The sequence below is a fragment of the Planotetraspora sp. A-T 1434 genome, assembly GCF_025420585.1.
Taxonomy (GTDB): Bacteria; Actinomycetota; Actinomycetes; order Streptosporangiales; family Streptosporangiaceae; genus JAOEGB01.
Genome location: NZ_JAOEGB010000038.1, coordinates 1 through 26,891, shown reverse-complemented (window position 1 = coordinate 26,891; position 26,891 = coordinate 1). Strand labels below are relative to the sequence as shown.

31 protein-coding genes and 1 pseudogene are annotated in these 26,891 nt (G+C 68.7%); 5 read left to right on the top strand and 27 right to left on the bottom strand.

Going from position 1 to position 26,891, the window contains the following annotated elements:
- Nucleotides 1–4 precede the first annotated feature (4 nt).
- The 4 genes from N5079_RS32555 to N5079_RS32540 are packed head-to-tail and all read right to left on the bottom strand — an operon-like array spanning nt 5 to nt 2,785.
- Nucleotides 5–640 carry a hypothetical protein gene (locus N5079_RS32555; RefSeq protein ID WP_261588036.1) on the bottom strand — a complete coding sequence of 212 codons (636 nt, stop codon included), beginning with the start codon at nt 638–640 and terminating at the stop codon, nt 5–7.
- Nucleotides 609–1,670 (bottom strand): toprim domain-containing protein, encoded by a 1,062-nt coding sequence (locus N5079_RS32550; protein ID WP_261588035.1) that lies wholly within the window; start codon nt 1,668–1,670, stop codon nt 609–611. The genes N5079_RS32555 and N5079_RS32550 overlap by 32 nt, the downstream gene beginning before the upstream one ends.
- Nucleotides 1,671–1,682: 12 nt before the next feature.
- Entirely contained in the window at nt 1,683–2,528 is an 846-nt protein-coding gene (locus N5079_RS32545) for a DUF2637 domain-containing protein (protein ID WP_261588034.1), read from the bottom strand.
- Nucleotides 2,525–2,785: a hypothetical protein gene (locus tag N5079_RS32540; RefSeq protein ID WP_261588033.1), complete on the bottom strand. Its 261-nt coding sequence runs from the start codon at nt 2,783–2,785 to the stop codon at nt 2,525–2,527. The genes N5079_RS32545 and N5079_RS32540 overlap by 4 nt, the downstream gene beginning before the upstream one ends.
- A gap of 154 nt (nt 2,786–2,939) precedes the next feature.
- Between N5079_RS32540 and N5079_RS32535 the strand changes: the two genes are divergently transcribed.
- Nucleotides 2,940–3,392: an XRE family transcriptional regulator gene (locus N5079_RS32535; RefSeq protein ID WP_261588032.1), complete on the top strand. Its 453-nt coding sequence runs from the start codon at nt 2,940–2,942 to the stop codon at nt 3,390–3,392.
- Between the two features lie 100 nt (nt 3,393–3,492).
- On the top strand, nt 3,493–3,876 hold the full coding sequence (locus N5079_RS32530) for a hypothetical protein (RefSeq protein WP_261588031.1): 384 nt from the start codon (nt 3,493–3,495) through the stop codon (nt 3,874–3,876).
- A gap of 931 nt (nt 3,877–4,807) precedes the next feature.
- On the opposite strand, the gene N5079_RS32525 is transcribed toward N5079_RS32530, so the two are convergent.
- The 21 genes and pseudogenes from N5079_RS32525 to N5079_RS32430 form a co-directional block, all read right to left on the bottom strand.
- Nucleotides 4,808–5,677, bottom strand: a complete 870-nt coding sequence (locus tag N5079_RS32525; protein WP_261588030.1) for an AraC family transcriptional regulator — start codon at nt 5,675–5,677, stop codon at nt 4,808–4,810.
- Nucleotides 5,678–5,883: 206 nt separating this feature from the next.
- On the bottom strand, nt 5,884–6,045 hold the full coding sequence (locus tag N5079_RS32520) for a hypothetical protein (RefSeq protein ID WP_261588029.1): 162 nt from the start codon (nt 6,043–6,045) through the stop codon (nt 5,884–5,886).
- Between the two features lie 155 nt (nt 6,046–6,200).
- On the bottom strand, nt 6,201–7,505 hold the full coding sequence (locus tag N5079_RS32515; protein WP_261588028.1) for a hypothetical protein: 1,305 nt from the start codon (nt 7,503–7,505) through the stop codon (nt 6,201–6,203).
- Nucleotides 7,506–8,047: 542 nt separating this feature from the next.
- Complete coding sequence (locus N5079_RS32510; protein ID WP_261588027.1) at nt 8,048–8,707, bottom strand: class I SAM-dependent methyltransferase; 660 nt, start codon at nt 8,705–8,707, stop codon at nt 8,048–8,050.
- Nucleotides 8,704–9,759, bottom strand: coding sequence for a Gfo/Idh/MocA family protein (locus N5079_RS32505; protein ID WP_261588026.1), 1,056 nt, complete (start codon nt 9,757–9,759; stop codon nt 8,704–8,706). The genes N5079_RS32510 and N5079_RS32505 overlap by 4 nt, the downstream gene beginning before the upstream one ends.
- Nucleotides 9,756–10,823 carry an aminotransferase class I/II-fold pyridoxal phosphate-dependent enzyme gene (locus N5079_RS32500; protein WP_261588025.1) on the bottom strand — a complete coding sequence of 356 codons (1,068 nt, stop codon included), beginning with the start codon at nt 10,821–10,823 and terminating at the stop codon, nt 9,756–9,758. Before N5079_RS32500 ends, N5079_RS32505 begins: the two co-directional genes overlap by 4 nt.
- Nucleotides 10,824–10,841: 18 nt before the next feature.
- A complete protein-coding gene (locus N5079_RS32495) occupies nt 10,842–11,453 on the bottom strand; it encodes a PIG-L deacetylase family protein (protein ID WP_261588024.1) in 612 nt (203 codons plus the stop codon).
- On the bottom strand, nt 11,450–12,289 hold the full coding sequence (locus tag N5079_RS32490; RefSeq protein WP_261588023.1) for a 5'-3' exonuclease H3TH domain-containing protein: 840 nt from the start codon (nt 12,287–12,289) through the stop codon (nt 11,450–11,452). Before N5079_RS32490 ends, N5079_RS32495 begins: the two co-directional genes overlap by 4 nt.
- Nucleotides 12,289–13,353 (bottom strand): glycosyltransferase family 4 protein, encoded by a 1,065-nt coding sequence (locus N5079_RS32485; protein ID WP_261588022.1) that lies wholly within the window; start codon nt 13,351–13,353, stop codon nt 12,289–12,291. Before N5079_RS32485 ends, N5079_RS32490 begins: the two co-directional genes overlap by 1 nt.
- Entirely contained in the window at nt 13,350–13,910 is a 561-nt protein-coding gene (locus tag N5079_RS32480) for a phosphoribosyltransferase (RefSeq protein ID WP_261588021.1), read from the bottom strand. Before N5079_RS32480 ends, N5079_RS32485 begins: the two co-directional genes overlap by 4 nt.
- Entirely contained in the window at nt 13,907–14,851 is a 945-nt protein-coding gene (locus N5079_RS32475) for a radical SAM protein (RefSeq protein WP_261588020.1), read from the bottom strand. The genes N5079_RS32480 and N5079_RS32475 overlap by 4 nt, the downstream gene beginning before the upstream one ends.
- Nucleotides 14,848–15,849 (bottom strand): glycosyltransferase, encoded by a 1,002-nt coding sequence (locus tag N5079_RS32470; RefSeq protein WP_261588019.1) that lies wholly within the window; start codon nt 15,847–15,849, stop codon nt 14,848–14,850. Before N5079_RS32470 ends, N5079_RS32475 begins: the two co-directional genes overlap by 4 nt.
- The gene (locus N5079_RS32465; protein WP_261588018.1) at nt 15,846–16,274 is read right to left on the bottom strand and encodes a DUF6884 domain-containing protein; all 429 of its coding nucleotides are present in this window, start codon (nt 16,272–16,274) and stop codon (nt 15,846–15,848) included. The genes N5079_RS32470 and N5079_RS32465 overlap by 4 nt, the downstream gene beginning before the upstream one ends.
- Nucleotides 16,271–16,432 carry a hypothetical protein gene (locus N5079_RS32460; protein WP_261588017.1) on the bottom strand — a complete coding sequence of 54 codons (162 nt, stop codon included), beginning with the start codon at nt 16,430–16,432 and terminating at the stop codon, nt 16,271–16,273. Before N5079_RS32460 ends, N5079_RS32465 begins: the two co-directional genes overlap by 4 nt.
- Nucleotides 16,433–16,494: 62 nt before the next feature.
- Nucleotides 16,495–16,797, bottom strand: a pseudogene (locus tag N5079_RS35695) (SUMF1/EgtB/PvdO family nonheme iron enzyme); the annotation flags it as partial.
- Nucleotides 16,798–16,817: 20 nt separating this feature from the next.
- Nucleotides 16,818–17,045, bottom strand: a complete 228-nt coding sequence (locus N5079_RS32455) for a hypothetical protein (RefSeq protein WP_261588016.1) — start codon at nt 17,043–17,045, stop codon at nt 16,818–16,820.
- Nucleotides 17,039–17,599, bottom strand: coding sequence for a hypothetical protein (locus tag N5079_RS32450; protein WP_261588015.1), 561 nt, complete (start codon nt 17,597–17,599; stop codon nt 17,039–17,041). The genes N5079_RS32455 and N5079_RS32450 overlap by 7 nt, the downstream gene beginning before the upstream one ends.
- 139 nt (nt 17,600–17,738) lie before the next feature.
- A complete protein-coding gene (locus N5079_RS32445; protein ID WP_261588014.1) occupies nt 17,739–18,422 on the bottom strand; it encodes a 7-carboxy-7-deazaguanine synthase QueE in 684 nt (227 codons plus the stop codon).
- Complete coding sequence (locus tag N5079_RS32440; protein WP_261588013.1) at nt 18,419–18,790, bottom strand: 6-pyruvoyl trahydropterin synthase family protein; 372 nt, start codon at nt 18,788–18,790, stop codon at nt 18,419–18,421. Before N5079_RS32440 ends, N5079_RS32445 begins: the two co-directional genes overlap by 4 nt.
- Nucleotides 18,781–19,500, bottom strand: a complete 720-nt coding sequence (queC, locus tag N5079_RS32435) for a 7-cyano-7-deazaguanine synthase QueC (RefSeq protein WP_261588012.1) — start codon at nt 19,498–19,500, stop codon at nt 18,781–18,783. Before queC ends, N5079_RS32440 begins: the two co-directional genes overlap by 10 nt.
- Before the next feature lie 21 nt (nt 19,501–19,521).
- Nucleotides 19,522–20,073, bottom strand: coding sequence for an ATP-binding protein (locus N5079_RS32430; RefSeq protein WP_261588011.1), 552 nt, complete (start codon nt 20,071–20,073; stop codon nt 19,522–19,524).
- A 686-nt stretch (nt 20,074–20,759) separates the two neighbouring features.
- Between N5079_RS32430 and N5079_RS32425 the strand changes: the two genes are divergently transcribed.
- Nucleotides 20,760–21,674, top strand: coding sequence for a hypothetical protein (locus N5079_RS32425; protein ID WP_261588010.1), 915 nt, complete (start codon nt 20,760–20,762; stop codon nt 21,672–21,674).
- Nucleotides 21,671–22,195: a GNAT family N-acetyltransferase gene (locus N5079_RS32420; protein WP_261588009.1), complete on the top strand. Its 525-nt coding sequence runs from the start codon at nt 21,671–21,673 to the stop codon at nt 22,193–22,195. Before N5079_RS32425 ends, N5079_RS32420 begins: the two co-directional genes overlap by 4 nt.
- Here N5079_RS32420 and N5079_RS32415 read toward each other — a convergent pair.
- On the bottom strand, nt 22,173–23,195 hold the full coding sequence (locus N5079_RS32415) for an NAD-dependent epimerase (protein ID WP_261588008.1): 1,023 nt from the start codon (nt 23,193–23,195) through the stop codon (nt 22,173–22,175). The two genes, N5079_RS32420 and N5079_RS32415, sit on opposite strands and share 23 nt — an antisense overlap.
- Before the next feature lie 351 nt (nt 23,196–23,546).
- Between N5079_RS32415 and N5079_RS32410 the strand changes: the two genes are divergently transcribed.
- Nucleotides 23,547–24,101, top strand: coding sequence for an RICIN domain-containing protein (locus tag N5079_RS32410; RefSeq protein ID WP_261588007.1), 555 nt, complete (start codon nt 23,547–23,549; stop codon nt 24,099–24,101).
- Nucleotides 24,102–24,164: 63 nt separating this feature from the next.
- On the opposite strand, the gene N5079_RS35415 is transcribed toward N5079_RS32410, so the two are convergent.
- Nucleotides 24,165–26,738 carry a helix-turn-helix transcriptional regulator gene (locus N5079_RS35415; RefSeq protein ID WP_315967903.1) on the bottom strand — a complete coding sequence of 858 codons (2,574 nt, stop codon included), beginning with the start codon at nt 26,736–26,738 and terminating at the stop codon, nt 24,165–24,167.
- Nucleotides 26,739–26,891 lie beyond the last annotated feature (153 nt).

The window sequence follows — 26,891 nt, the reverse complement described above, 5'->3', positions numbered from 1 at the left end:
GTGATTACAGAAGGCAATTGCGTGCAGGTGTCTGCGCGGGCCGCGCTGTAGTTGCGGCTGCTGCCGTGGTGTTGCCGCGTGCTCCGACGACCGTGTCGACGGTGTGGGGGAAGTCCTCCTGGGCGAGCTTCACGGCCTGTGGGAGTTGGCGGCGCGCAGGCGCGGGATATCCGGTGCGGGGGCGTGGCTCTCGTGCGAACAGTGGCGCGGCTTCTTGCATGGCCGCCGCGGGAGTGTGACCTTCGGCGAGGAGTCGGTCGTAGCGGTTCATGGCGTACGGGTGGAGTTCCCGGAGTCGTTCCTCGCACTTCAGGCGTGCACGTTCCGCCGTCGAGTCGCTCGCCGCGTACGGCATGGCGGCACCCCAAGCGCGGCACACCTGGACGAGGTCAGCGTTCCGCAGCCATGCCGGATCGTTGGCGGGCAGCCATTGCAGTCGTGCCACGTGGTGCGCGGCCTGTTGCCTGGAGCGGAGTGCCTCCGTAGCCTGGCGCTCCATCTCGGCCTGTTCGCGTGCGCGTTGGGCCTTGATGTGGAGCCAGATTTGAGCCGCCGCCGCCACAGTGGGGGTGAGCTGCACCGCCTTCTGCATTCCGTGGGCGACTGCCTCACGGAGTGGGTCCGCGTAGTGGTCGTTCACTGGGCCCCCTTCCCCTGGTCGACGGTGTGGCGCTCCCGGTCGTGGGCGGCGCGGGGAAGTCGCCAACTGCAAGCCTGGTCGTCACGGAATCGGCGGCGGTCTCGGTAACCATCGCGTGGTCGAAGTTGAGCCGGGCGGCCACGCGGGTCACCTGGCGGGCGACGTCGTGAGGTGCGAGCGTGGCAATCGCCCTACCGGCTGAGCGGAGGGCGTTAAGGCGTCCTTCGGCGTCCTGGATGGATCGTTGCCAGGGCTCGATGGCGGCGTCGACCACGAGATCGGCCAATGGACGCGCTTGCTTGTGCAGAAGTGTTGCCAGAGCCTCGCGTCCGCCATGCCGGAGAACATCCGCCGGATCACGGCCGTCGGGAAGCATCACTGCCTCTGCTGTACAGCCATGTCTGAACAGCGCGTAGGACCGGACAGCGGCCTCCCGGCCGGCGCGGTCGCTGTCGAAGGCGAGAAGGACGCCGTTCCCGCTGAGATCTTTCGCTGCCCTTAGTGTTTTGACCTGGTCTGATGTCAGTGCGGTGCCGCAGAGGGCGAGCCCTGCCAAGTACCCCCGGCCAGTCAGGGTGACCGCGATGGCGTCGAGGGGTCCTTCGGTGATGACCGGCTTTGCGTCCGGGGTGATCGCGTGCAGGCCGAATAGCGTCTGGCTCTTGGCGTAGATGGGTGTGCGCGGGCTGTTCAGGTACTTGGGGTCGCCGTCGCGGCTGCGGCCGATGAACGCCACCGTGGTGCCGTCGTGCTCCTTGATGGGGAACATCGCCCGATCGCGGAAGTGGTCGACGAGGGTGCCTCGGGTGGTCCTGCGGGCAAGTCCGGAGGCTTCGATCGCGGTGTCGCCGTAGCCGAGGTCGCGAAGATGGTTGGTGAGGGCTCGCCAGTCGTTGGGTGCGTAGCCGGTGCGCCAGTGGTGTTGGGTGAATCTGTCGAACCCTCGTTGTTCCAGGTAGGTCGGCACCCAGCTGCCGTCGTAGTGGGCACGGAAGAAGCGTTCGGCCTGTTGGTGGATCGCGATCAGCATGGGTGTCTTCTCCTACACCGGCTCGCGGCGGAGCCCGATGGTGGTGGCGAGCCAGCGCAGGCGTTCGTTGGCGATGCGGTGGCCTTCGGCTCGGAGTTGGGCGGCCAGGTCCATCTGGCTCAGCCGTACACCGCGTTGCTCAGCCTTGGAGACGATGGCCTGTGCGGCCTGGATGAGCTGGTCATCGGTGTCCTGCTGGGGGATCTGGGGAGTGGGGAAGGCTGCGCCAGCGAGTTGGAGCCGTACGGCGGTCCGCTCGGACAACGGCGCTCTCCACCGCCACAGCCACCTGCCGTGCGCCTGGTGGAGCGCGGCGATGGCTTCCAGGTGGAGGTATTCGAGTTGGAGACCGCGGGGGTAGCTGGTGACGTTCCACAACACCATGCGCCGCCACAGCATGAAGCTGGAGATCGGGGCGAGGATCCAGCGTGACAGGGGGACGCGTTCGCGGCGGGAGTCGGTGGTCAGGCCGACCCAGCGGCGGATGAGATGGCGGATCCCCTCGACGACCGTTATGAACAAGACGGGCATGGCCGCGTGCATGAGGCCAGCGATGGGGTCGCCGTGCGCGGCGGCGATGTTGAGGACGACGGTGGCCGTGATGAACGCCCAGGCGATCCAACGCAGGACCGGCCAGGGCAGGTCGGCGAACTCCATGAGAAGGTCCCAGGCCAGCAGGGCGAGGATGCCGAGGTCGATGCCGAGGGGGACGATCCAGGCGTGCGGGCCGAACCAGGGTCGCGCCAGGGCGCGCAGGGTGGCGAAGGAGCCGATCCCTCCGAGTACGGCCAGGGCGGCTACGAGTGGAGCGACGATGCAGGTCGCCAAGGTGATGGCGAGGGTGAGGTTGCGTGTCACCGGGCGGCACCTCCGGCGAGGTGGGTGGCCGCTTGGGTGATGCCCTCGTCGTTGGCGGGGGAGAGGATCAGGCCGTGGTGGGTGACGTAGGCGTAGACGCCTTCGGCGCCCGCGCAGTACACGGTTTCGCGGCCGACGGTCAGGGCCCACTGGCCGTTGTGACGGCGGATCAGCCGGGCCGGGCAGTGTCGGCTGACCTCCAGGCCGAGCTGGACGAGTCGCCGGTGACGCGCTTGGCTCTCGTCGGGTGCTCGCATCGGGGCTGCTGGCATCGGTAACCTTCGGGCATGGAGAGGCGGTTTCCATCAACTAAAGTTGATGACGAGAGCAGGATAGGCACGCTCCGTCACAGCCTGTCAACTGAAAGTGATGAGTCGAGGCTTTTGTTGCTCAAAGTTGATGTGACGGGCAGTGGCTGAAGATCCGGGCACGGCGAACGCTGCGGGGTCGCTTGCCTACAAGATCGAGTGGCTGATCCAGAACCGCTGGCCTACGGGCAGCCGACCGCCGAAGAACAATCTCGAGGCTGCGGCGGCGATCTCGGAGGCGACGGGTGAGGAGTTGTCGTCGACGACGATCTGGAAGCTTCGGACGGGGAGATCGGACAACCCACAGCTCAAGACGCTGAAGGCGCTGGCGACGTTTTTCGGCGTGCCGATCGGCTACTTCGGTGACGACGATGAGGGGGAGGCGACCGCCGATCAGATAGCGGCTTCATCCTTAGTCGGCGAGTCCGGCCTCAACCGCGAGGCCCTTCGCGCTCTTGTCGAGATGTCCGATGGCGGCCGTCAGCTCGTGGCCGACTTCATCATCAGCGCCGCCCGCCTCGAACGTGGCCAGGACGGTGGTGGCCGGGGAACCTGACCTGGGCCGGGCCGTGGTGCGTCACCGATTGCTCGGGCAGGGAGGAGCCGGCCTGAAAAATTGCGTTGTGGGCGGCAACAGTGATCTCTAGCCTGTCGGAATGCCGGTGATGGAAATGCCGGGGTCGCTGCGGCCCGAGTTGTCGGCATTGTGGCAGGAGCGGTGGCCACTCAGCCCGCCGCTGGCCCACGAGCTGAAGAACCTCTACCCGGATCGGTGGGTCCGGTTTCACAGCCTGCCTGGATCGAAGCGGTATGCCGAGGACGAGGCGGAGTACGAGATCCTGCTGCACCGGCACAACACCGTCCTGAACGAGCTGTTCGCCGAGAGGCGCGTCTATGTCGTCAGCGCGTCCTACGGCACCGCCGAAGCGGTAGGAGGGGCTGGAGAGTCCGCAGCCGGTCACGATGAGGAGCGCGCCCAGCCACGGGAGGGACATCGGGAGGGACGTCGCCTTCCTCGGACGCGGTCGCCGGGCCGCTGATGCTCGGCTTCGCGGCCCTGGGGTCCACCGCTGTTGCTCGCGTCGTTTTCCTGGGAGGTGCCGCAACTGGGGTCCCTTCGGTTAGGCGGCCGGTGGCGACATTGGAGCAGGAGGAGCGGCGACCCATTGTGTCAGCGGTCCGACTCGGCGGTACCTCCCTTCGACAAGCCGGGCACGGCGAGGCGTCGCCATGATCCGGACGTGCCTGGTCGGCACGGCTGCGCCGGCGGCGCGGCCACCGGCAGGTATGCACATTCACCACGACGGCGACCATCATGGGGCGAGACCGGATGAAACCTGACCAAAGCCGTCATGTCCTGATCGGGTTTCAGTAGCATCGGCCCGTTCAGACGCGGCGTTGCCCTGGTCACTTCACTGGTCTCGCTCATTCCCGCGTACGGACTGTCCGGCCCGGAAGCGGCCGCCGCGTCGCGGACCGGCTCGCCAGGCTCGCTGTATGTGGCGCAGGCTGTGACGGCGGGGACGGACTTCGGCAACCCGAGCGGCCATGCTGTCGTACCGGTGGAGGCGCGGGCGGTCGACACGTCGCATCCGACGGGGGTCATCGGGAACGGGACACCGGCCAGTTTCTGCGGCAGGTCCGGTTCGGTTGCGACGGGTCGGAGCTGCCGGATCCGGTCACGGGCGTGCCGCATGGCCCGGTCGGCGGGCCAGCGCGCGAGTGAGACGACGGGCCGTGTCCCGTTGCTAGTGGGGGACACAACAGCCGCCATTCAACGCGTGGGGGCGGAATCGACCGATTCCGCCCCCACGGCACACGCGGGCCCGCCGCTGACCGTTCGCATGGTTCAGGCCCACAACGCGCCAATGGGGAGGGCGCTGTGGGCCTGTCCACTGTGCCGCCGCACTCAAAGAGCGTGAGCCGAATGGGTTACTCGGCGGCCTGGGTTGATTCCGTGACCGCGGTCCGTCACGCCGGTTCGACGGGTAGCCACAGCTCGCATGTCGCGGTGCTGAAATCGTCCGCGCGCTCGAGGACCGCGACGACCGAGGGACCTGGCCGCAGACGCCACGGGTTGGAGGGGAACCATTCGGTCGCGGTCGCGGCCCAGGTCGTCTGGAGGGCCTGCGGATGCGGTCCGGTAATGCGGAAGACCGCCCACATGCCGGCCGGTACCTCGATGGCGTCGAGGTCGTCGGGGGCGGGCGCGTCTCGGGAGACAGCGACCCCGTGCAGGTAGGTCAGTTCGCTGCCCTCGGTGCCGTCGGGGTCGAAGTCGTCGGAGACTTGCAGCAGGCCCCCCGGTTCGGTGTCGCCGAGGGCCTTCAGCCGGAGATGCTCGTCCTGCGGCAGTGCGGTGATGTGCTGTTGGATGTGCGGGTTGATGCCCCGGTGGATGAGCGGAACCCGGGCTGCGTGTCCGACGAGCCGGAACGCGGGGCGGTCGACGATGCGGGTATCCATGGGGATGCTCCCTTCGACGGTCAGGCGGAACCTGAGCTGCGGTTGTGTGCGCAGGGGGCCTCCGTCGCGGCGAACGTCACCGGGGCCGGCGCCGTGGACCGCCCGGAACGCACGTCCGAACGCCTCGGTTGAGCCGTATCCGTGCCGGACGGCGATGCTCAGCAGATCGTCCTTGCCTCGGACGACGTCGGCGGCGGCGATGGTCATGCGGCGGCGGCGGACATACTCCGACAGCGGCATGCCGGCCAACGACGAGAACATCCGGCGCAGGTGGTACTCGGTCGTGCCGAGATCCTTGGCCAGCCCGTGGACGTCGAACTCCTCGGTGAGGTGCTCCTCGACGAGGTCGACAAGCTGGTTGAGCGCTGAGATCACGAGGCCTCCTTTCGATGTCAACCCTGCCGGAAGAATCCCGGCCGTACCCGACCGCTGCGATCCGATCCGATCAGGCGGCGACGCCGCCGACGCCTTCGAACTCGCCGAACTCCTGCAGTTCATCGCCAACTGGCTCGCCCAAGACCCCGCCCGGCTGTCGCCATCGCTGCTGGCCTACGTCGGCCACCCCCCTACAGCGCGAACGCTCAGTGCTGCTGCGCAAGGCGGCCGCGCTGGGCTGACTTCTCCAGCTCGGCCAGCCGGGACTCAAGCGCGGCCCGGATGCCGTCGATCGCGTGGGCCACGTCGGCTGAATCCCTGAACGCGGACGGCGGGAGCGCGGCGAACCCGGGGAGAAACTCGCCCACGGTCGGCGCGTAGACCTCGTCCGGGACCGGCCGTGGCCCAGGTGCTTTGTCAGGCGGGGTGGCAGCAACGGTTCGATCCGATCCCATAGGTCGTCGAGGACCCGCGCCTCACTCGTGCTCCACTGGGTGGTGGGCTTTCGAGGGATCCTCGGTGCCTACACGTCGCCGTCGGTGCAATGAGGGTGTCCGCCCCAACGGGCCGCCCACTCGTCTTGGGTGAGTTTCAGGGGCTCGTCTTCGTCGGACGGAAGCACCTGAAGGATTTGGCCGGAAGACGTCAGGAGGTAGCGGATCTCGGTATCCCCATCCACTCTTGGCGGGGAGACCTGGGCGCGGAGCTGCTCTTGTCGGTCCGCCACCGACTTGTCGGAGTCGTACCAACGGCCCTTGAGCTCGACTCGAGTGAGGCGCTCGGTCAGTTCAGCCGAGATTGCGTCAGCTTCGTCCAACTGATGTACCTGCGACTCCAAGAACTTCCGCAGTGCAGCGTAAGGGTTGTTGGGATCGGCGAGGGCGACCGCTGCAGCGTCGGCGACCATCGCCTTGCGTCGTATCGCAATGGCTGCTCGTGCCAAGTGAAGCTCCCGGATGAAGTGGTCCACTTCCTTCGCCTTGCCGCCGAGTGCCTCCTCCAGCCGTCGATAGTCGACCTTGCCGTCGTCGTCCGCGAGTTCGTCGATGACACCGCGGAACTTCTCCAAGAACTGCTGAGAGCGGTGGAACTCGTCGTACGCGCTCTTCAATGCAAGTTCGAGATTCGGATTGTGGCCGTCAAGCATCAGGCTGATCGCGCGGGACAACAGAGCGTCTGCGGATCGTTGATCCTTGATCCGTTCGATGTAGTGGCGCTCCTCTTGCCGGCCCAGGATGGCCTCGACTCGGCGCTGGTGCGCCCGCTGTTCACGTTGAGCCACCATGTCTACTGCCATGACGGTTCCGGCGACGGCCAGGACAGGCCAACCGGCTGCGACTGCTCCGCCAGCTGCGACAGGCTTCAGCACGGCTTGTGCCGTGATCCCGTTGCCGCTGCGGGCATACCCTCTGAACCCGGAGGTTCCGGCGGCTTTGACGAGCTCTAAACCCTTTGGCAGCACTGCGCGGAACAGCGTCGGGTTCTTCGGGTTGAGGGCGTTCACTATCCCGACCATCGCCTGCTGAGCCGCGGCGTTCACGGGCACAGTACGGAACTTCGCGATGTCCGACTCGCTCACCGGGTAGTACTCAACGGCGACTGGCGCTGCTGCGGCTTCGAGTGCATCCCAGATCGCAGTCGGCTTCGAGCCGGCGGATCGGAGAACTTCCTCGGGGACCAGAAGCCCTGCTCGAGGAAACTCGGGCTGAAGATCGCTCACTGCGACGGGGCTTGACGCCACCTCTGTTCGCGGGACGCGGGCCCGTCTCGAGAATCGCCAGATCAGCCCCGCGGTGACCATCACTGCGATGGCGACGACGGCGATCAACGTAGGAAGCATGGCCTCAAGGCTAGTTATCCGACAGATAGCGGTGTGGCAGAGGCACCGAACGCCGTATCCGGTATCGGCATGAGAGTTCGACTCCAGCCCCTGCGACGGAGCGCTGGGCAGTGCGCACGGGCCGCTGACATAGACACGCGGAGAGGTGGCACGGTGGTCGACGCGTCAAGCGAGCGATCGGCTCCGACGACCTGGGGACCGATCGCTGGCGGCCGGAGCCGTCACGATGTACAGCACCACGTCATCGCGATCGGATTTCGGTCCGGTCATATCCGATGTCCCAGGTCCATAGAGAGTGGCGTCCCGTGTTCATCGGGAGTGACGCCCAAGCGAAGACGCAGGGGAAGTCCCGTCCGTGTTCGGACTGTTTGTAGATAGTGAGGTACGCGACGTTGTCGGTGACGATGACGCGGTGCAGGTTGGGCAGGTCATAGAACCCGCAGCGAGTCGGCAGAGGTGCCGGCGGTCACGAAGCTGAGCCGTTCTGCTGAACGTTCGCCAGATCGTGATGACGTTCTCGCCGGAGGCGGCTACTCGGACGAGGTCTCCGTGGGCTTGCAGGATGGGGAGGGTGCGTTGGTGGTCGAGGCGGGGGTGCAGGTCGGCTGGCCGAAGCGGTGGCGGGAGTCGTGGGGGAGCAGATTGACGGCCACATGGTCAGCCGAGCCGAAGAGCAGCGCCGCAAGGGCGTCGGGGTTGCCGGCATGGCCGAGGACGTCAACCGCGTAGACGAGCTGATAGTGGTGAGTGTTCAGCTCGCTCAGAAAGCGCACCCGACCGCTCTCCCCGAGGTCGTGGCCGAGCCTCCATCGGGCATAGGCCAGGCAAGGATTGTCCAGATCGTAGGCGTGGACGTCGTATCCGGCCTGCAGCAGCGCCTGAGCGTCGAGAGCGACGCCACAGCCGAGGTCGGCGATGCGGCTGAGTCCGTGCTCGTCGGCGAAATCGAGCAGGGTGCGGAAGAAGCCGTCTTTGGCGTCCATGTAGTGGAACCAGGTCAGGTCGTACAGGTAACCGATGCTGCGCTCGTAGAAGTGCGGGTGTAGATGTGCCCACTCCTGGTCGAGAAACCGGCGCAGGCGCTCGAAGTCGGTGAGCGTGGGATCGAAGTTTTCGCCGAGATGGGCCGCCAGGCGTCGCCATGCCGTCTGAATGTCGGGATACGCCCTGACCCACGCTCTGCCGGTCATCGGGCAGGTCCCTTCGCCCGCGCTGCGGTCACGGCGGCGTTCGGTACGGCCTGGCAGGTGCCGGTGGCAGCGGCCCACCCGATGGCCTCGATGACCTGGAGGACGTGCAGGGCGAGATCGCCCGTCGCCTGGCCTCGACCGCCGCCGCACAGGGTGCCGGCGAGGTCGAGGACGCCCATGCCACGGCCGATTACATCGAAGCGGGACAGGGCCGGGGCGAGAAAATCCCAGGTGACCTCGCCGCGGCGGCGGAGCCGTACGACTCCGTGATGGAAGTTCGGGTCGGGCAGGACGAGGGTGCCTTCGGTCCCATAGACCTCCAGGTGAGGGCGGGTCGTTCCTTGCACGTCGAAGCTCGTGGTCACCGTGACTGAGACTCCATCGGCGGTCTGCAGTAGGGCGTCAACGTGGGTGGGAGCGGTCGCGGTGAACGTGTCTCCGGAGGCTTTGGTCCGAAGCGGGCGTATCGCCGTGGTGGCTCCGCGTACCGAGGTGATGGGGTTGAGCAGGTGGATCAGGGCGGTTAGGTAGTACGGCCCCATGTCCAGCAACGGGCCGAGGTCGTAGATCGGCTCCGGGTGGGGATGCCAGCGTTCCGGCCCGGGGGACAGCAGGGCCGCTGTGGCGGCGACCGGTTCGCCGATCAGCCCGGTCGCGAGCGCCTGGGCGGCGGACTGGACGGGCGGGGCGAGGAAGGTGTCTGGGGCAGCTCCAACCAACACCCCGTGATCTGCAGCCAAGGCCAGCAACGACGCGGCGTCGCTCGACGACAGAGCGAGGGGTTTCTCGATGTAGACCGACATCCCTGCCCGTATGGCGGCCGAGGCGACCTCGACGTGCAGCGCCGGTGGAGTCAGCACGACGACCAGCTCGGTGTCCAGCTCATCAACCGACGCGACCTCGCCGATTGCGTGGCGTGCAGCGAAGGCCTGGGCTCGCTCGGCCTCGATGTCGGAGCAGGACACAAGGTCGACGAGGCTGCTCGCTTTGAGCGTGCGGGCGTATTCCTCAGCCACGAGGCCGCAGCCGACGATGGCGCAACGGATGCTCATGCCGGACTCTCCGCAAACGTGATCGCCTGTTGGAGCAGGTCGAGGAACGCCTGACGTGCGTCGCCTTTTAGGTAGGGAATCTGAATGTCGAGGTACCGCCCCCAGTCTGGCGAGGAGGTCTGGACGGGCCAGGCGTCGCAGATATGGAGGTCACCTACGGTGGGGTGCCAGTTGCGGAGGCCGAGGGCGTTGAGCCGGGCGGACAACGTGGCGGCGGACTGGGGGGTGTCGCACCACACCCCGACATGGCATCCGTTGCCGCCTTCGATCGGAAGGACCGCTCCCATTTTGCCGAGCAGTTCAGCGGCAGGGCGTTGCAACGCGCGTAGTCCTTCCAACAACGCGTCCAAACGTTCCAGCTGCGGGATCGCCAGTGCGGCGATGATCTCCGGCATTCGGGTGTTGCCTCGCCAGACGGGCTCCGGCGTCCGTACCCGGGTGTCTCCGGACAGAGCGCGGATGCCCGCCATGAGGATGAGATCGTCGCAGACCACGATCCCGCCCTCGCCCGTGGCAATGAGCTTGTAGGCCTGGGTGGAGAAGAACGCGGCCGTGCCGTGGGACCCAGCCGCCGGCACGCCCCACGCCTGCGCGCAGTCCTCTATGAGGGGAACGCCGCGCTCACGTAGCTCGGCGGTGATCCGGGCGATGTGGGCTGCGGGCGTGCCGCGCAGGTGGGCGATGACGACGGCTGCCGTGGCGGGTGACAGCGCGTCTGCGACCTGCTCCCAGGATGGGGTCAGACTCTGACCCACCGCGGCGACGTGTACGGCGGCGCCGGTGGCGGTGACCGCCGCGCCGACCGAGACCCAGCCGAAGGCGGGAACGACGACCTCGCTGCCCGCCCCGACGCCAAGGGCACGCAGCGTCACTTCCAACGCCGCCGTCGCACTGGCCATCGCGACCGCGTGCGCGCGTCCGGTACGCATGGCCACGGCGGTCTCGAGCAGGGGCACATAGAACCCGCCGATGGAACCGAGCCGACCGGAGGCGATCACCTCTTCCGCGAGACGAGCCTGGGCCTCGGCGGTGAGCCGACTGTATTGGTAGAAATCGAGCGCCATCATGGCCCTCCGGGGAGGTCACAGGAAATGGGCTGCGGGGACCCGTCCGAGCACGGGGACGGGGGTGAACGCCTCGCCGTACGCAGCACTGATCCGCGCGCCGTGCAGGCGGGCGAGAGTCTCGGCCATGGGCCCGAAGTGCTCGGTGATGGGCTGGGATCGATGGACGGTGAGGGCGCGCATCTTCCGGGTGAAGGTCGCGCTGATGTCGACGATCGTGTGCGGTGCCGTCGGTCCGTCGAGGGTGAGCCCGTTGTAGGACTCGCACGCGTACAACCGCTGCGGGTGGCCGGTCGCGATCACCACGTGCGGCAGGGCGTCGAGAACGGCCAGGCCTGCCTGCCGGTGGTCGGGATGGACATCCCTGGACGCATGAGTGATCACAACTTCGGGGCGTAGATCGGTGAGCAGCGTCGCGACCGCGTCCGGACTCATCTCGGGAAGCAGGCGAAGCTCCACACCCAGCACGGATGCCCCGGCGGCGGCCTCCGCGTCCCGGACCTGATCGTGGGCTCGTACGGCGACGGTGACCTTCGCACCGGCGGCCGCGTGCAGCGCGAGCGTGCCGCCGGCCCACAGTTCGGCGTCGTCCGGGTGGGCCATGACGGCGAGCACCGATCCCGGGCTCACCACAGCCCCAGCTTCTCGACGACCTCCGCCGGCTTGGGCAGCTGCGGGCCCGGCGTCCCGCTCGGCCGGTACGGCAGGGTGAGGTCGGTCCGGGTGCGGATCAGTGCCCGCCACGCCAGGACCTGGTCGTACGCGTCCTGGATCCGCCGGCCTTTGGCGCCGTTCAGCCGTCCGGAGGACGGCAGGTCCTCCAGAGTGAGGCCGTCGGCCAGGAGCCGGGCGGCGGTCGTCGGGCCAATCCCGTGTACGCCGGGGATGTTGTCGGACGGGTCGCCGCACAGCGCCCGAAAGCACGGCCATTGTGCTGGCGTCACGCCGTATCGCTCGATGACGTGGGCGGGGCCGACGTGACGTTTGCCCGGGTGCATGGCGGTGTTGAGGACGTGCACATCGTCGGTGAGCAGTTGGTAGAAGTCTCGGTCGCCGGACATGATCAGCCGCGGCCTGCCCGGGTTGCGGTGGACGACGGTGGCGATGACGTCGTCGGCCTCGGCGTCGTCGATCTCCAGCCAGCCGATGCCGTACGCGTCGAGGCCGCGTTTGACGTCGGGCAGGGCGAGGATCGGCTTGAGCATGGCCTCGTCGGCGGGGCGGTTGGCCTTGTACGCCGAGTCGGCGTCCTTGCGGGCCGCCGAGCCGTACTGGCCGTCGAAGACGACGGCGACCTCCGGTGGCTGGGTCAGCTCGTCGCGGATGGCCACGCGAAGCAGAGCGAAGAACCCGAAGACGCCAGTGAGCTCGCGCGTCTTGTCACGGGAGTGGATTGGAGCCGGGAAGCCAAAGGTCGCCCGCCAGACCAGGTTGTGGCCGTCGACCAGCAGCAGAGGAACTTCCATCACCGGACCGCCTTCAAAAATGTGTCAGCGACAGTGGTGGGCCGGAAGTCCCGCGATTGGTAGTACGCAGCCCGTGACGTGCGCAGGTAGGTTATCGGATCTTGAGTGATCGCCATGGCGGCTTGCCACAGTCCGTAGGGACCCTCGTCCCGCTTGACGATGACGCCGCCGGCGCCGATGAGTTCGGGCAGGTTGCCGACGTCGTAGGCGACCACCGGGGTGCCGACGTTCATCGCCTCCAGTGCGACCAGGCCGAAGGTCTCGGCGAGCGACGGCACGATGACCACCGCGGCCCCGGCCAGCCAGGTCGGCACGTGCCGCCACGCCAGTCCGCCCTCCCGCACCGTTAGGCACGGGGCTTCGATGCTGAGACAGTGGCGGAGCACCTCATCGTTCCGGCCGTTCGGCTGCTCGAACGGGGCGCCGGCCAGCATCACCTCCACGCGCCGGTCCAGTTGCGGGAGGTGGTCGAGGAGTTCGGCGACGCCCTTCTCCGGGGCCGAGCGGGCCAGGACGCGGATCGGGCCGTGTGCCCGGACCCGTTCGCGCCAACGCTGATCGAGCCACGCGGCCTCGTCGTACAGCAGGCAGTTCGGTACGACCTGCCACCCACAGGTTTTGTAGCCGAGTTGGGCGGCCTCGCGGAGCACGATGGCCGAGGGAGCGATGACGGTGTCCGCGGTCGCCAGCGCCGGACGGAGATCCTCGTCGTGTCCCATGACGTGTACGGCCAGCACCTTGCGAGCCGGATGATCGGCCATGGCCCGTCCGAGTCCCCACAGCGCGTCGGTATAGACGACGACGTCAGCGCGATGCCGGTTGAGGATCTCGGCGATCTCGTCGGAGACGGAGGACGCCTCGATGGCAAGGCGCAGCGCTGGGTCCTCCATGGGGAAGGTCACCCGCAGGGATTCCAGCCGCACGATGTCCGCGGCTTCCGCGGCTGCCGAGATGATGAGCGTGTCGTGGCCACGCATCCGGAGGCCGGCGGCCAAGGCGGCGGTGGCCCGTTCGATCCCGGCCGGGGTGTCGGGGGCGTACGAAGCCAGCACGAATGCGATCATGCTCCCCGCACCTCCTGCGGCGGGGGCAACGGGGTGAAGGCGCGTCCGTGGGGGAGCCGTTCCCAGGGGAACACGACCCAGTCGGCTACGTCCCAGACGTACAGGTCGGGCAGCCCTTCTGGTGCCCCGGTGTTACGGCACAACGTGGCTGTGCAGATCACGTTTTCCGGCACCTGCAGGGCCGCGATGACCGCTTTCAACGTACCGCCGCTGCCGCAGATGTCGTCCACGAGCAGGATCGACCCCCGTAGCGGCATCCGAGAGGAGAGCGTGCCGAGATCGCAGGTGATTTCCCCGGTGGCGGGCAGGCCAACCGAGTCGTCGGGGTTGTGCCTGGCCGTGATCATCTCGGTCGAAGCTCCCAGCTCCATAGCGATCGTGAGCGCGGGAGCCCGCCCGCCGTTGGCGATCCCGATGACCAGGGGAACGCAGCCGAGGCGTTCCAGCGCGGCCTCGGCCAGCAGGCGTGTGGCGGCGCGGTAGCCGCCTGGCGCCATCCGCCACAGGCGCCTCTGCTCGAAGACGCGTTGCTCGGTGCCGGTCCTCGCGGGGCTCATGCGGAGCCGTCCGGGCCGGTCAAGGCGAGGTCGGCCGAGGTACGGAGAGCACGCAGCGTCTCGATGCGCTCCGCAGGCCGGTTGTTGCGCCACACCTGTCCGTCGGCCCGGATGACGGTGAACCCGCCCGCGCCGTCCCGGGTGCGCAGCCGGACCGACAAATCGCCGGGCACCTCAAGACCGTCGACGATTGCGCGTGCCTCGCTGTCGCTCAGCATCTCCTCTCCACCGAGCCGTACGGCCTCGCCGATCGGCAGCATCTGGAGGAAAGTGACGCCGTTCGCGCCAAGGCGCTGCGCGAGCCGTACCAGGTCCTGGGCGAGGGTGCGGTTGGACGCCATGAGCACGGAATGGATTTGCACCGTCAGGCCTACGGTGACGGCCTCCTTGATGCCATCGATTGCGCGGTTGAAGGAACCCTTTCCGCGCCAGGCGTCGTGGATGAGCGCGGTGGGGCCGTCCAGGCTGACCTTCAGGGCGTCGACGTGGTCCGCGAGTTCGGCGGCGCGCCGCCGGAGATGCCAGCCGTTGGTGGTAACGCTGACGACGCAGCCTGCCGAAGTCAGCTCGTCCGCCAGGCCGACGAGGTCGGCCAGCAGGAGCGGCTCGCCACCCGAGATGTCCACGCCGAGAATGTCCGTCTCGCCGACGAGGCGGGCGATCCTGTGGCGGTCGGCGCTACCGAGCTCTGCGATGTTCTTATCGTCCAGGCAGTGCGGGCAGTGCAGGTTGCAGCGGACGACGGGTGACCAGCAGACGCTGACAGGGGTTGACCCGTCACAGGCGGAGGGATGGACGACCGGCCAATGGCCGATCTCGCGGGCGTCCAATGCCAGACGTCCGGTCGGCAGGCCGCGGCTGGGCCGGTGGGTGAGGCCGGTGGCCGGGTCGTGGACCAGCGTCGTTCCTTCCCGTTCGGCAACGCGGAAGGTTCGCATCATCGATATACCTCGCATCGGGAGAGCAGGCGGTGTGCGGTGGCGGCGAAGGAAGCGGCCGGGTCGCGTGGCATCGGTGCTTCCAGCAGGCGGCGATAGTGGCGCAGCGTCGAGGGCCAGGTGGCGAGCTTGGCCTGCCAGACGGCGGCAGCGTCCGGGGGGTCGAGGTGGAAACCGACGGCCTGCCGCAGCGGGACGATGAGCAGCCCGGCGGCGATGAGTTTCGCGCCGAGATGGGTGTCCTCCATGCCCCAGCCGAGCCGGCCGAACTCCGGGTCGAACCCGCCGACGTCGAAAAGCGCTGGCCGGGGTACGGCAAGCAGGGCCGTGACGACCATCCTGGGCAGGTCCCAGTCGTAATACGTCCGCCCATAACCGAGGTCGACCAGATCACGCGTATCGGCCAGCGGCCGGCCGTCGAGGGGGTGATCGAGGACGATCCCCGAGTACATCAGCGGCCTGCCCGCGGGCGGTCGCCAGGTGACGCGGTGGTCGGCACGGATATCGGGCGCCAGGGGCAACTCGACGCCGTGCGCGATGTTGTGCCGGAAGCCGACGAGCACCGCGTCGCTGGTGGCCCTGGCAGCGATGTCCGCGACCACGTGGGCTGGGATGATCACGTCGGCGTCGAGGAAGACGATCGTGCTTCCGGTGGCGGCGGCCGTACCGACGTTGCGTGCCGTTGCGGCGCCCCCGCGGGCAGGAAGCCGGATGAGCCGGTCGACGACTGGGTGGGATCGGGCGATGTCGGTGGTGCCGTCGGTGCTGGCATCGTCGACCACGACGACCTCGGATGCGAGCGTCTGCGCGGCCAGGGCGTCGAGGACGGGGCGGAGGCAGTGTCCGACGTTGAACGCCGGAATCACCACCGACACGTCCGAGTTCGCCGAGACGGCTCCGGGCTCGTGCCACCCGTGCCCGTTCTCGGCCTCGAAACGACGGGTCAGCCTGCGGTGGTCGTTGCCCCGGCATTTCAACAGAGCGCGGAGTGACTCGGTCACGGCCACCCCCAGGAGTCGAGAACGGCCGAGACAGACGCCCAGTCGCGCGGGTCGTCGAGGACGTGGAGCGGGATGCCGAGCAGGTGGTCGCGTACGACGCTCTGGTAGAGCGGCTCGGCGATCACCAGGGCCTTGGCGGGCGTTCCGGACAGCTCGAACTCCCTGGCGAGCACGGCGGCGGTGAGGGAGCGCAACTCGACCGCGCGAACGTGGGTCAGCACCCGGTCGTAGGGCAGTAGCGGCCGGTCCGGGTCGACGAGGCCGTGTTCCGCGGACAGGATGCGGACCTGGCGGCGCAGCCCCGGGAGCTGCCCGACGCGTCGGCGCAGCGAGGGGACGCAACCGCCCTCGTAGAGGTCGAGCGCGGGCACCGGAACGGCGGTGTCCCTCTTGCGGCGGGAGCATCCCACGATGACGAGGTTCACGCTTCACGCACCACCCGGAAGCTGATTCCCCGCGAGCGCAGCTCGACCGGGGCGGCGTTGAGAAAGGTGCACTGGGCGTAGAGGGGCGGCGAGGCGAAGGACCCTCCGCGGATGAGAGCCCCGCCTCCCATGATGGTCGTGCCTGTCCACTCCCACACTTGCCCGCCACGTCCAGCAGGCCAAGCGGGGTGGCGCCCGCAGGGTGAGCGCCGACGGGACCGGGCTGCCCGAGCATCGATTCCCGCAGGTTGGCCAGCTCAGGCCGCCATGGCTGGTCGCCCCAGGGGTACAGCCGCCGCTCCGGCCCGGCCGCCATCCACTCCCACTCCGCCGACTTCGGCAGGCGTCCGCCCAGAGTGCGCGCCGTGGCGGCGGCCTCCTCGTGGTTCAGCCCCGTCAGCGGATGGCCGCTGTCGTCGGCGACAGGGGTGGCGCTCCAGTACAAGGGCGGGATCTCGACGGGGCGGCCTTCGTCCCCGTACCGGCAGATTCCGCTGGGGACGATTGTCCAGGTGACTTCCATGGTTCTGCCTCCCTTCGTGGTCATCCAGCGATCAGGAAAAGGTCCTCCGCACATGCGTTCTCCCGGACGCGGCTCTTCGCCGGGTTCGCGGTCATCCCGATCGCCTCCAGGGCGTCCAGGACGCGTTCCATCGCTCTTTCGGCCTCCGTACGGCTCGCCGCGAAAGCGCAGTAGTTGTCGGCGAACCGGACAAGGCGCAGGTCCGGGAGCAGCCGGTCGGCGCGGGACAGCCGCAGGTTGATCAGCAAGGGGGACACGCCCGTGCCGGGCGCCAGCGGGGAGGAAGCAGGCCCGCGAGGGCGGTCCGGAACCGGTCCAGGAACGTGCCGTCGTGGACATGCACGGCTAGCCAGCTCGTGACCTGCTCGGGGTCGGACCCGTGTGAGACGTGCGCGACGTCGACGTCCGCGACCCAGGTGAAGCCCTGGTCGGCCAAGGCCATCGCCTGACGGAGCGCGGTGATGCGGTTGCGGCCCGGGCGATAGCCGGACACCCAGTCGGCGAAGACTCCCGCCTCCAGGACCGGCTCCACGGCGTTGCGCATCGCGCGATGCACCAACCGGTCCTCCACAGTGGGAATCACGCAGGGAAGCTCCTTACCGGAGTAGGTGGGGAGCGGGTTGATGCGCAGCGGTCCCGGTCGCCACGTTCCCTCCCGTAGTGCCCGAGCCAGGCGGGGGATCCGGACGGCGGCGGCCCGCCGATAGTCCGCCCAGGTGATGCCGTCGGCACCGGGGCAGGAGCGGCGCCGCCCGCACTGCCGCAGGGCGGCGGCCATGTGCCGCTCTCCCATAAACGGCATCAGTGAGTGGCTCTGCGGGAGTACGCTGGTGCCTACCTGGGCGGCAGGAACGATCCCCGCTTCTCCGTCAGCCAAGGGCCTGCACTCCAGCACACGCGGCCCGAGAAGCTCAGAACGACGGCCCCGCTCAGGCCCACTGTTAGCGGACATCGGTGTCCTCCAGCAGGATGTGCAGCCGGGTGCTCAGGTTCCAGCCCCGCGTCAGCGTCTCGTTTGCGATCTCCCTCATGACCGCCGTCACCGCGGTCGGCGTCGTCGCCTGAGGCATCACCCAAATCGGCGCGAGGCCGTACTCGGCCTCCAGCTCGGCGACGTCCTCCAGGTCCGTGGGGCCCTCGACGACGAACTTGAAGACCGCACGGTGCGAGCTGTTGAGCGCCCGAAGAGCCTCCGGATTGATCCGCTTGCCGTACGGCACGCCCGAGGAGGCCAGCTTGGGTGAGACGTTCCAGTGCTTGACCGCCGCGAGGAGCCCGGACACGGGCACGATGGTGCCGTTCGTCTCGATCTCGACCCGCCGCTCATTGGCGCGAAGCATGTCGGCGAGCCAGACGAGCCGGTCCTGCTGCAGCAACGGCTCGCCGCCGGTGACGACAACCAGCGGCGCGGGAACGGCCAGCAGTTCGTGCAGCACTTCCGACTCGGTCATGCGACGCGTCATGCTGGCGAGATCGAACCGGCTGGTGTCCCACGTCTCCGGGGTGTCACACCACGTGCAGGTCAGATTGCACCTGCTCAGGCGCAGGAACGCGGCCTGCTGGCCGGTCGACGGCCCCTCGCCCTGGAAGGTGGGTCCGAAGATCTCGGTGACGAGAAGGTTCACGCCGAGCCTCCGCGGTACTCCGCCCAGGTTGAGTCGGTCTCAGCGACTCTGACCGCGTACAGGAGAGGCGCGACGCGCAGGTTGGCGACGCACCACGCGTGGATCACCTGGGCGAGCCGCTCGGAGGTCGGCGGCCCGTCGAGTACGTCGTTGAGATGCCGATGGTCGTAGGAGTCCCGCAGGAATTCCCGTACGACATCGAGTTCGCCGAAGTCCGCGACGAAGCCGACGTCGTCGAGCTCGTCGGCGGCGAGCTGGATCTCCACCGTGTAGTTGTGGCCGTGCAATCGCCGGCACGGGTGACCCTCTGGCAGTAGCTCCAGCCGATGGCTAGCGCTGAAGTGAAACCTCTTCGCGATCACATGCATGACGCCACCGGCGAGGGATCGTCGTAGTCGGTCGGGTCGGCCACGCCGGCCAGGCAGAAGGCTTCCTTGCGCTCGACACAGGTGCCGCAGCGCCCGCAATGCCGCCGCCCGCCCAGGTAGCAGGACCAGGTGTGCGCGAAGGGCACCCGAAGGTCCGCGCCGAGCCTTACGATCTCCGCCTTTGTCATCGCGATGAACGGCGCCATGACCTGGAAGCCGTCCGCCACGAAGCCCTCGGTGGCCTTCGCCGACATCCGCCGATAGGCCCGGACGAAGCCGGGACGGCAGTCGGGATAGATCGGATGGTCGCCCGCGTGCGCACCGAACGCCACCGCATCGGCCTTCGCGGTCGCGGCGAGCGCGACAGCGAGGTCCAAGAACAGTGCGTTGCGGTTCGGCACGACCGTGGCCCGCATGGAGAGATCCGTGTAGTGGCCTTGCGGCACTGGGACGCGCGCGTCGGTAAGCGCGGACCCCGCCATCAAGGTGGCCAGGCCGGGCAGGTCGAGCAGGACGTAGGCGGCGCCAAGCGCCTTGGCCGTGCCGATCAGGTAAGACAGCTCGACGCGATGGCGCTGTCCATAGTCGACGCCGAGGAGGGTGAGCTGAGCCGTGCCTTTCGCCGTGAGCCAGTAGGCCAGCGTGGTGGAGTCCAGCCCGCCGGAGGCCACGACCACGGCGTGGCTGATCGGGCGTTCGTCTGTGCTCATAAAGGTCCTCTGAGAGACGGGTTAGACGGAGGCGGGCACCGGCACGAGAGCACTGGTGACGGTGCCCGCCTCCGGGGGGAGTCCGCCTTCCGGCACGGGGGAACCAGAAGGTGGACTGGTCTTCGTGGGCAGGGCGAAGGCGACCGCCTTGCCCGGGACGCCGGTGGCGTACGTCCTTGTGAGGTAGGCGCTGCACCGCCCGGCCGAGAGCCGGTGGACCATGAGGAGGCCTCGGCCGCTCTCCCTCAGCCAGAGGGTGAACGGGTCTGAGGTGCGCAACTCGCGCAGGATCCTCGGGATGTCGGCCAGGTTCTCGTCACCGTCGACGACCTCACACCAGGCCGGGAAACCGTCCACGGTGACGATCCGCAGCTCGTACGGCCGGCGCGCGTGGGTCTCGGCGTTGGCCGCCAGCTCCGCCACCGCGCTTTCGGCGTCGCTCACGCCCTCGTCGTCGACACCCGCCGCCTTGAGGACATGGCGGACGACGGTCCGAGCCCGATGAGCGGCGGACCCGGGCCGCAGGACCTTCACGAGCACGCGGTAGTCGTGGAGCCTGACTGGGGGTGCCAAGCCGTACCTCCGGGGGTCTGTTCGGCGGGCCGATGCTCACCGGCTGCGTTTCGTCACTCAGTGGACCAGGGCCGAAGCGAAGAGTGAACGGTTGTGGGTGGTGAAGGTCGTGAAGCTCCCGATCACGCCGTGAAGGTCGTGAAGGTGAGCGCTCCGGGCTGCTGAGGCGTTCACAAGAGGTGACCATGGGGTTACCGTCGCTTCGGAACGGGAGGTGCGGATGGGACGAGAACCGGGGACGGCGCTGGCAGAGGTTCTGCGGCGCGCCGGTATGAACCCGCGCCAGCTTGCGGCCGCCGTCAACGCGTGGCTGCAAGAGCGTGGTCTCGGCTCACGGCGCATCGACCCCACCGCGCCGTACGCGTGGGTACGGCACGGTTACAAGCCGTACGATCCGATTCCGTCAGTAGTGGCCGCCGTGCTCTCCGAGCACTTCGGCTATGCGGTGCGGGTGGATCAGCTCTGGCCCAGCCGACGGCGCGGGACGGTGCCCGCAGCTTCCGGCCTGGTCCACGACGGGAGCGTCGAGGACATGCTGCAATCGCTCAGCGAGCTGACGACGCTGAGCGCCGGGAAACACGCCGACGTTTCCGCAGCGTCCGGCCCCGATCTGGCGGCAGCCGTACTCGACGGGCTTCGGACGAGCGTGTCCTCACCGGCGCGCTGGCCGCGAGCGAGTCCTGCCGATGCAGGTACGCCTGATCGGCGCGCATGTCGAGGCCCTGCGCAAGCTCGACGATCGGCACGGCGGCGGCGCGCTCAGCCTTCGGTACGTCACCAGCGAACTGCGTAACGTCCTCGACCTGGTGCAGTTCGCCGACTACGAGCCCGCCGTCGGGCGTGAGCTGATGACCATCGTCGCCGATCTCGCCCAACTCGTCGGATGGGTGCACTTCGACGCGCACCGGTACGGTGGGGCCGAGCGATATCTGCTTCTCAGCGAGCGGGTCGCCCGAGGGCTTGGCGAGCATGGCCGGGCGGCCAACGCCATCGGCATGCTCGCCTACATCTCGGCCTTCGCGGGGCACGGCCAGGAGGCGGTTCACATCGCTTCGGCGGCAGAGCAGTGCTCACCCTGCGATCCGATCCTTCAGGCGAGAATCACCGGCCGCGTCGCCACTGCGGCAGCGGCAGCCGGCGACCTATCCGGCTTTCGTCGCGCGTCGGAGAAAGCGAGGGAGCTGCTGGCCTGCGCAGACGGCGCTCCGACGTACCTGTACTACCTGGAGCCCGAGCAGCTCATCGCGGAGGCCGGCCAAGCGCTCGTCGTACTGGGTGAGCACATGACCGTGTATCGCAACCGCTTGCTCGGCGAGGCGATCGACTTGCTCGTCCCTATCTCGAAGGTCGGCGCCCGGCCCGACTACCCCAGATCGGCACTGCTGCACGGCGCATTCCTGACGAAGGCGCACCTGCTGAGCGGCGAGCTGGAGCCGGCTGTCGCAGCGGCACGAGCCACGCTCACCCGGCTGAGCGAGGTCCAGTCGATCCGGGGAATCACCTACCTGCGGCGGCTGCGTCCGGACTTCGCCCGGCGAAGCCGTTCCCCGGTAGTCTCGGAATTCCTTCCCGAGTTCGATAAGGCACTCGCGCACGTATGACGACACGCACCACCAACTCGCTCGACCCGGACCGCTTCGTCGTGTCCCCGCGCCCCTACGACCACCCGGACTCGCGTCGGCTGGTCCGCGCGCTGTTCGACGACCAGACGGAGCGGTACGGCTACGCCGACCCCTCCGAAGCCGACCCCGCGTATTACCTTCCGCCCCGTGGCCTGTTCCTCGTCGGCTACCTGGACGGTCTCGCGGTTGCCTGTGGTGGCTACCGCACCTTCGACGAGCAGACGCGGACGGTCGAGGTGAAGAAGATGTACACGGTTCCCCACCTTCGTGGCCTTGGGTTGGGGGAGCGGATCCTGACCGAGCTGGAACGCGATGCCGCGCGGAACGGGGCGCAGCGCGCCATCCTGGAGACCGGCATGCGCAACACCGCGGCGCTCGCCCTGTATACCGGGATCGGCTACCAGCCGACCGAGCGTTATGTCGATGGTCGTGACCCGGCCATCAACAGGGCATTCGTCAAGGAGCTCAGCCGGATGTTTACCGAGGAGCTGGCCGGCTGACCGCCCATTCCTTCAGCAGCTCGGCCTCCCGCTCGGGGCTCAGCCCGTGTTCGGCGAACCGCTCGTGATCGACCGGAGCTCCGCCTGCCTGCAGCCACTCCCAGGTGTCCGTGACGGTTTCATGCAGGGGGCGGCAGACGAGCCCGGCCGCCCTGGCCTTTTCCGCGTTCATGGCCCATGCGGTGGGCCAGGTCCGCCAAAGGGGGATCTCGGTCCACTCCAGCACGCCGCGCTCGGCCAGCCAGGACTCCTCCACCCACACGAACTCAGCGGTTGACGTCGTGGCCTGCCTGCACGCCTGGAGCATGCCGCCGTAGGTCTCCCGGCCGATCGGTGCGGCGATGTTGTAGACCCCCGTGGCTTGCCGCTTGATCAGGTCGAGGGTGAAGCGGGCGACGTCGCGGACATCGACCGGCTGGATGGTCCGGTCGGGTGGGGCGGGGGCGAGCACTTGGCCGCCGCGGCTTATCCGATGTAACCACCATGGCAGCCGGCCCACGTACTCACCCGGGCCGAGGATGACATGCGGCCGGATGAAGAGTGTGCTGTCGGCGAACTCTCGCCGGATCGCCAGCTCACAGCCCACCTTGAGCGGGCCGTACGCGTCCGGATCCCATCGCCGGGTGCCGGGGTCGAGATCGGGGTCGCCGTCCCACAGCGGGGAGGACTCGTCCACGGGCCTGTACGGCCAGTCGTGGTACGCCGAGATCGTGGACATGAACACATAGCGGTCGACGCTGTCGGCCAGCGCCCGTGCCGCGTTGCGCACCAGGGCGGGTACGGCGCCCGCCACATCGAGGACGACGTCCCACGGCCCATGCGCGGGGAGTTCTGCCAGATCCTCGGGGCATTCCCAGTCACCGCGGATGTGGTGCACTCCTTGGGGTGGGGTGCCGCTGCGTCCGCGATTGAACAGGGTAACCTCCCAGTCACGCCGTACGGCGTCGGTCACCATGACGCGGCCGACGAACCACGAGCCTCCCAGGATCAGTATCCGCACGGCTCCATTCTCGTCCGCACCCTCGGAGACGACACGCACGTGGCCGTGCACTGTCGGCGACACGTGAAAACTGGATCTGGCCCACATCTCGTGATCGTTACGACCCCTTGTGAGCCTCACGTGGTGAGAAGCACGCGTTTGCGCCACCGCATCCTGCTCCAATGACGATCACTCAACGCCACCACCGATTACGGGATAGAGCCGAAATTTCTACAGTCCCCGGGTGGGGAGGGGCGTAGGGAATCGTGGGGAGTAGGTAGGGAGGTTCGCCCGATGTGGCGGGAGTGGGGTCGATTCGAGACTTCTCGGCAGGAGGCGCGGTAGGCGCCGGGAAAGAGAAGAGGGATCGGGATGCGGAAGTTCATCGGGTCGGTGCTCATGGCGGTGCTGGCGGCCGGGGTGGGAGCCGGGGTGGGGGCCTCGCCCGCGCTGGCTGCCAACCATGTGCTGCCCGCGCCGGGCGTCTTCTACGAGGTGTATCCGCCGTACATCAGCCCGACGTCGCCGAAGTGCGTGGACGTGATCAACGCGTCGAAGTTAAACGGGGCGGCTCTCCAGATCAACCACTGCAACAGCAACCCGGCGCAGCTGTTCCAGTTCATCGCGCTGGGCGACGACACCTACCTCGTGCAGAACCGGAACAGCGGCAAATGCTGGTACCTCCCCGGCGACGACGGCTCGGCCATCAGGCAGAAGACCTGCGATTCCGGCGAGGCCACCCAGGTCTGGCGGATCAACAGCCTGCTCGAGAACGGCGACTTCTACCTGAGCAACAAGGCGTCCACCGGCATGTGCCTCGGCGCGGCCGACCTCTCCGGGCAGGACCACACCTTGGTCACCGTCCAATTCTGCGGCCCGGGGACGCCCGACTTCTTCAACCGGACCCAGACGCTGCGGCTGGGATAGACCCACGGGAGCACGGCCGGTCCTCTCCCACTGGGGAGTCGGGAGAGGACCGGCCGTCCCGTGTCAGGGGTCGCCGAGGCCGAGGCGGGCGGCCTCGGCGGCGGCGGCCTGGCGGCTGGGGACGCCCAGCTTGGTGAGGATGGCCGAGACGTGGTGGCCGGCCGTCTTCACGGAGATGAACAGCTGGGCGGCGATCTCGGCGTTGGTGCGGCGGGCGCGGAGCAGGGTGAGGACCTCGCGTTCGCGGAGGGTCAGGCCGGAGGGATGCTCGCGGGTGGCGGGACGCGGCCCGGCGGGCAGCGACCGGACGCCGCGTTCCCGCAGCTTCCGCCTGACGATGCGGGCGGCGGGGACGGCGCCGAGAGCGTTGAGGATCTTCAGCGCGTCACGTAGCTCGGTCTCGCCGGGGGCGCCGGAGAGGGCCAGCGCGGCGTCGTAGCGGCAGCCCAGCGCCTGCCAGGCGCGTGCGGCGCCGGTCAGGTCGCCGTCGAGTTCCCTGCCATACGGTTCGGCGATCCCCGCGCGTGGTCCGCGGCCTGACCCCGTCCGCCGCAGCCACAGAGCGGACGCGCCGCGCTCCCAGGGCCCGGACGACTCGACGGCCTTGTGGGCGAGCTCCGCCTCACGCCGCGCCTCCTCCACCCTGTTTTCCAGCCAGAAGGCTTCGGCGCGGGTGAGCCGCACCGAGACGATCTGCTGCGGCTCTCCGGCGCGTTCGGCCAGCTCCACAGCCTCGTCCAGGTGCCGCCAGACGTCCGGTTCGCCGCGTCGGGAGAGAACCGATCCGATCCGCCGCAAGGTACACAGACGGTTGGACGGCGACCGGTCGACGGTGGCGAGGATTCCGGCGCTGATCGTCAATGACTCCTCCCAGCGGCCGGTGCGTTCCAGGACGGTCGCCTGCTCGCCGCGCAGGCACGTCACGTAGGTGGTGATGTCGTGCTCGACGCAGTAGGCGAGCCCTTCCCTCACGTGGCGCTCGGCGTCGGCGAAACGGCGACGGCCGCTGAGGAGCGAGACCGTGTTGGTGAAGGCGCGTCCGGCCTGGTCGTGGTGGCCGCCGTCGACGGCGAGCCGCAGCGCCCGGCCCATTCCGGCCTCCCACTCCCGGTCCTGGGATTCGGCGCACACGGCCGCGGTGTTCAGAGCGCTGCTGAGGACGTCGGTGGCCCCGAGCGGCCCGGCGAGGTCCTCGGCCCGCCGTGCGAGGCCTTCGGCGGCCTCGAACTCGTACAGCAGCATCAACTGGTTGGCGAAGGTCGCGTAAGCCCAGGCCAGTTCGACGCCGGGGCCGAGCGGTTCGAGGATGGCGACGGCTGCCTCCAGCGTCGTCACCTCGCCGTGGCACATGTTCCACCGGATCCGCGACAGCCTGCGCAGGGCGTCGCCCTCCTTCCGGACGTCGCCGGCCGCACGCCAGTCGGCCAGGGCTCGTTCACTCTCCTCGGCGGCGTCCTGCCACTGATCGAGCAGCGCGAGTTCCTCGGCCAGGTCCTCGTGCAGCCCGGCCCGGGTGGCCGGGTCGGCGCTGTCCGCGTAGCGCAGGGCGCGGCGGAACTCCGTCGCCGCCTCCCGGTGGGCGGCCAGCCGTGCCGCCTGCCGAGCGGCTGCGGTCGCGTGCCGCAGGACGGCCTCGCGGTCCCCGGCCGCTTCGGCGTGGAAGGCCAACCGCGGGTCGTCGTCGCAGCCCAGGGAGGTCAGCGCCGTCAGAAGCCGGGCGTGGATCGTCCGTGCGTGATGGGGGGCTACGGCTCCCTGGACCGCCAGGCGGGCGATCTCATGCCGGAACCGCAGGCCCTCGCCGTCTCCGGAGAGCAGCCCCGACGCGACGGCCTCGTCCACCGCTGAGACCTTGGTGAGGCCCACCGCGTCCGCGACCGGATAATCGACGCGCACGCCGCCCAGCGCCACGACGTCGAGAACCTCACGGGCCGCGTCCCCCAGGCACGCCGCCCGGGCCAGGACGACGTCCCGCGCCGACCCCGGCACCTCCGACATGCCGGACCGCACGACCTCCGTCACATAGAACGGATTGCCGCCCGTCAGCCGGTGCAACGCCTCGGCCTTCGTGTCGCCGCATCCTGCCAGCAGGCGCACCCCGTCCGCCGACAGGGGCTGCACGCCGATCCGCCGGGTCGACCGCAGGGCCGCCAGTTCGCCCAACGCGATCCGGAAGTCGCCCTCCGTTCCCTCATCGCGGTAGGTCGCGATCACCAGCAGCGCCGCTCCCCTCAACCGCCGGCCGAGAAAGCCCAGCAGGTCGAGTGTCCCCTCATCCGCCCAATGCACGTCCTCCACGACGACGACGTCAAGGCGATCCCGTCCGCCCACCTCGCACAGCAGCCCCCGGAACAACTCCTCCCTGGACGCGCCGTCCCGGCACTCCTCAAGAAGCCGGCCACCCAGTTGAGCGGAGATGTCGAACAAGGGCCCCAGCGTCCTCCGCGCGAACACCCCGTCGCACATCCCCCACGACCACCGCGCGTCCCCTACCCGCTCCCGGAACCTCTCCACCAGCGCGGACTTCCCCACCCCCGCTTCTCCACCGACCAGGACCAACCGCCCCTCCCCCCGCCGGGCCTCCTCAGCGAACTCCTCCAGCGCCCCGAGCGCCGCTCCCCGCTCCACCAACCCCATCCCCGCAGTATCCCCAAACCCGCCACGAACCGCCCACCCGAGATAAGACGCCCACCTCAACGAAACCGAACGACCCCTCACCACCCAAGCCGGCAAGCACCCGACCAGCGGCATGAGAGTGAGTGCCGCGGAGTTCTACGGGCGGCTACCTAG

Bases quoted from the DNA above. Each gene is read 5' to 3' on its own strand.
- N5079_RS32420 (WP_261588009.1), top strand. From the start codon at position 21,671: ATGACGACACGCACCACCAACTCGCTCGACCCGGACCGCTTCGTCGTG.
- N5079_RS32510 (WP_261588027.1), bottom strand. From the start codon at position 8,707: ATGACCGGCAGAGCGTGGGTCAGGGCGTATCCCGACATTCAGACGGCA.
- N5079_RS32540 (WP_261588033.1), bottom strand. From the start codon at position 2,785: ATGCGAGCACCCGACGAGAGCCAAGCGCGTCACCGGCGACTCGTCCAG.
- N5079_RS32505 (WP_261588026.1), bottom strand. From the start codon at position 9,759: ATGAGCATCCGTTGCGCCATCGTCGGCTGCGGCCTCGTGGCTGAGGAA.
- N5079_RS32480 (WP_261588021.1), bottom strand. From the start codon at position 13,910: ATGAGCCCCGCGAGGACCGGCACCGAGCAACGCGTCTTCGAGCAGAGG.
- N5079_RS32440 (WP_261588013.1), bottom strand. From the start codon at position 18,790: ATGCATGTGATCGCGAAGAGGTTTCACTTCAGCGCTAGCCATCGGCTG.
- N5079_RS32500 (WP_261588025.1), bottom strand. From the start codon at position 10,823: ATGGCGCTCGATTTCTACCAATACAGTCGGCTCACCGCCGAGGCCCAG.
- N5079_RS32485 (WP_261588022.1), bottom strand. From the start codon at position 13,353: ATGATCGCATTCGTGCTGGCTTCGTACGCCCCCGACACCCCGGCCGGG.
- queC (WP_261588012.1), bottom strand. From the start codon at position 19,500: ATGAGCACAGACGAACGCCCGATCAGCCACGCCGTGGTCGTGGCCTCC.
- N5079_RS35415 (WP_315967903.1), bottom strand. From the start codon at position 26,738: ATGGGGTTGGTGGAGCGGGGAGCGGCGCTCGGGGCGCTGGAGGAGTTC.
- N5079_RS32450 (WP_261588015.1), bottom strand. From the start codon at position 17,599: ATGCCGTTTATGGGAGAGCGGCACATGGCCGCCGCCCTGCGGCAGTGC.
- N5079_RS32475 (WP_261588020.1), bottom strand. From the start codon at position 14,851: ATGATGCGAACCTTCCGCGTTGCCGAACGGGAAGGAACGACGCTGGTC.
- N5079_RS32410 (WP_261588007.1), top strand. From the start codon at position 23,547: ATGCGGAAGTTCATCGGGTCGGTGCTCATGGCGGTGCTGGCGGCCGGG.
- N5079_RS32530 (WP_261588031.1), top strand. From the start codon at position 3,493: ATGCCGGTGATGGAAATGCCGGGGTCGCTGCGGCCCGAGTTGTCGGCA.
- N5079_RS32425 (WP_261588010.1), top strand. From the start codon at position 20,760: ATGCAGGTACGCCTGATCGGCGCGCATGTCGAGGCCCTGCGCAAGCTC.
- N5079_RS32550 (WP_261588035.1), bottom strand. From the start codon at position 1,670: ATGCTGATCGCGATCCACCAACAGGCCGAACGCTTCTTCCGTGCCCAC.
- N5079_RS32490 (WP_261588023.1), bottom strand. From the start codon at position 12,289: ATGGAAGTTCCTCTGCTGCTGGTCGACGGCCACAACCTGGTCTGGCGG.